This is a genomic window from Mesorhizobium sp. WSM4845, from assembly GCF_055811455.1.
Genome location: NZ_JBVVQA010000071.1, coordinates 1 through 2279, shown reverse-complemented (window position 1 = coordinate 2279; position 2279 = coordinate 1). Strand labels below are relative to the sequence as shown.

Below are 2279 nucleotides of genomic sequence, written 5' to 3'. Positions count from 1 at the left end.
CTGTGGCGACAGGCCCTCGCACACTGTAACTAGCGGATGGGGAATGCTCGCCGATGCGTCCGAATGAAGCCAAGCACACTCAGGCGATCTTGGCTTCGATTCCGAGCGAAGCAATGAATCCCTGCCTGAATATCGGCTCCTCGACGGCCACTTCCGGACGGTGGATTAGTCCCACGTCAATTTGGTTGAAGACATGCTGAAGCCGGCGCTGCAAGAGCAACTGGGGTCGCTCCATCCATCCGCGGTACTGCACCTACTACCGCAGGGCAAAGGGGCCGCAAGCGTGGCTACGTCTCGGGCGGATAGTGGGACTGGAACAGCATGAACATCCCGGTTATCATCCCGGTCCGGAACAGAGCGGCCGTTATTCTGCGCGCTAGAGGGCGCGCTTTCGCGAGGCCTGCCCGAAGGGCGCTTGGACCACCAGCCAGTTCACCGTATGCTATTGATCCTTGGAGTGTTGGTAGATGCATTCAAGATCCGATACGCTCTATACAGGTCCAAAAGGCGCGCAATATTTTGAGCAGCGGGGCAGTAGCCGAACCGATACCGTACAGAAATCTAGAGCAAGGCTTTTTGAGGATTTCAGCAGCCATACGGATGTCGTTCTGGATTTCGGCTGTGGGACAGGCAGTATCCTCTCGTGCTTGCCAGCGGTGAAGCGAATTGGCGTGGAGATCAACGAGACCGCTGCTAAGCAGGCGTCTGCACATTTGGACCTTGTTGTTGGCTCACTTGCGGATATCCCCTCCAGCACGATAGACAAAATTATCAGCTATCACGCTCTCGAGCATGTCGACAGCCCTTCGACGGTGCTCCGAGAAATGTTGCGCGTCCTAAAGCCCTCTGGCGAGATAAGGGTATTCGTACCGTGCGAGATGCCGATCATTGCTCCGCAGCATCGCTCATGGTCAAACAATCCCCACATGCATCTGCATTCGTGGACCCCGCTCACCTTGGGCAATCTGTTTACGGTGCTTGGCTTTGAGGTGACTGCGGCCCGCATGCTTTCGGGTTCTGAAGGTGGAAGGCTCGGTGCGCTCTTTCCGAAGGACTCGGCTCTTCGTAAAGCTGCGGCTTTCTTAAAGGCATGTCGGACGGGAAGGTTTCATACGGCGGTCACCGCGCGCGCTCCTGCTGATTTACAGCACGACAGTTAGAATCACCGTGAAGGGTGGCATTCGGTCGTAAGTCAGCGTGGAATCCAATTGAGCCATGCTGCTTTCTTGGACGTTACGGCTTGCAGGACTTCCACTCCGCATTTCCCGAACAGAAGCGAAGCTCTCAAATAGAGAGTAACGGCAGATAGCGTGCCTATCATAAAAGCGCCGATCGCCAGCACAAGATAGTACGGCGAGCCGGCGAACAGCATCCTGATCGCAGAACCGGCAGCGTAGATGACGGCAGAAAGACAATTGGCGGGATATGGACGAGCACGAAATCCACGAATGGCAATCCGGTCATGCGGCAGCTAATGAAGGAATAAAGGACGAAAGTCACTAGAATGGCACCCGACACCGCCGCCGCTGCCGCACTCACTCCGTAAGGCGCCGCTAAAAATACGAATGATGTGACAAGCGCCGCATGGAAAATCTGCATGGACGCGCTGCGGTAGCCACTGCCTGTGGCGAGCATAACGGCGCCGCATAATTTAAATGCGACCCGGAAATACATTGCCGCGGAAAATACTGCAATCGGAACCACTGCGTCCACCCATCTAGGGCCGAACATTGTCAGTACGATCTCCTTGGCGAAGCAGCACAGGAACGCGCTGGTTGGTAGAGTGAGGGCTGCGGTCAAGGCATAGCCCTTCAGCTGGGCGCTGCGCAGCCTGGCCTCGTCTGTCTGCACTTTTGACAGCAACGGGAAAACGACCGTTCTACTCAGGTTTCCGAATAGATTCGCCGGCATTGCGATTAGAGTGAACGCCCTCGTGTAGATGCCAAGCTCCGCGGTCCCGAGCAAACGCGCGACGATGATCTTGTCCATGTATTGGCCGCCGAAGGCCAAAACTCCAGCCAAGGAAAATCCCAGGCTCTGCGTGCGGATCTCGCGGTAGGACTGCAGGTCGAAGCGTGGCATGGCGAGATATTGTCGCGCGGTGATCAAGTAAATGCCAGAAAGAAAAATTGCCTCGGCCATGGCCGCGATCACCAGAGCCCAGTAGCTCAATCCGAGCTAGGCAAGCGGAATAGCCAAGCCGATTTCCCATGCGTTTTCGTGTGGTACGAGTAGCGCTTGCAGTGCTGTCCGGCACGCGGCGATGAAGCGGGCGCGCT

At 56.4% G+C, this 2279-nt stretch carries 2 protein-coding genes; one reads left to right on the top strand and one right to left on the bottom strand.

Going from position 1 to position 2279, the window contains the following annotated elements; genetic code table 11:
- Positions 1-467 precede the first annotated feature (467 nt).
- The gene (locus AC0L2C_RS33990) at positions 468-1160 is read left to right on the top strand and encodes a class I SAM-dependent methyltransferase (RefSeq protein WP_287279759.1); all 693 of its coding nucleotides are present in this window, start codon (positions 468-470) and stop codon (positions 1158-1160) included.
- Between the two features lie 157 nt (positions 1161-1317).
- Here the strand turns inward: AC0L2C_RS33990 and AC0L2C_RS33985 are convergent, their stop codons facing one another.
- Positions 1318-2172, bottom strand: coding sequence for an oligosaccharide flippase family protein (locus tag AC0L2C_RS33985; RefSeq protein WP_287326477.1), 855 nt, complete (start codon positions 2170-2172; stop codon positions 1318-1320).
- Between the last annotated feature and the right edge of the window lie 107 nt (positions 2173-2279).